Annotated in this window: 1 protein-coding gene; it reads left to right on the forward strand. The window is 76.0% G+C overall.

Annotated features, from left to right (window positions below; translation table 11 throughout):
- Positions 1-574: putative PEP-binding protein (locus FHR04_RS20810; RefSeq protein ID WP_338084786.1), on the forward strand; the 574-nt coding region annotated here is incomplete at both ends.

The following is a 574-nucleotide window of genomic DNA, read 5'->3' on the forward strand; positions in this document are numbered from 1 at the left end:
TCCACCGGCGAGGTCTACCTCGGCGCGGTGCCGGTCGTCCCGTCGCCGGTCAGCACCTACCTGGGCGAGGGCCTCGACGCGGCGCTGGCGCAGGCCGGCGAGGACGAGGAGACGGCCGAGCTCGTCCGGTCCGTGCACCGCGTCCTCACCCACGCCGACGACACGCGGCGGCTGCGGGTGCACGCCAACGCGGACACCGCCGAGGACGCCCGGCGCGCCCGCGCCCTCGGCGCCGAGGGCATCGGGCTGTGCCGGACCGAGCACATGTTCCTCGGCGAGCGGCGGGTGCTGGTCGAGCGGGTCGTGCTCGCCGGCGACGACGCCGAGCGGCAGGCGGCGCTCGACGCCCTGCTGCCGCTGCAGCGCGAGGACTTCGGGACGCTGCTCACCGAGATGGACGGCCTGCCGACCACGATCCGGCTCATCGACCCGCCGCTGCACGAGTTCCTGCCCGACCTCACCGACCTGGCCGTGAAGGTGGCGCTCGCGCGGGAGCGCGGCGAGGAGGACGAGCACGACACCCGGCTGCTCGCGGCGGTCCGCCGGATGCACGAGGCCAACCCGATGCTCGGGC

The organism is Deinococcus radiopugnans ATCC 19172, from assembly GCF_006335125.1.
GTDB classification, from domain to species: Bacteria; Deinococcota; Deinococci; order Deinococcales; family Deinococcaceae; genus Deinococcus; species Deinococcus radiopugnans.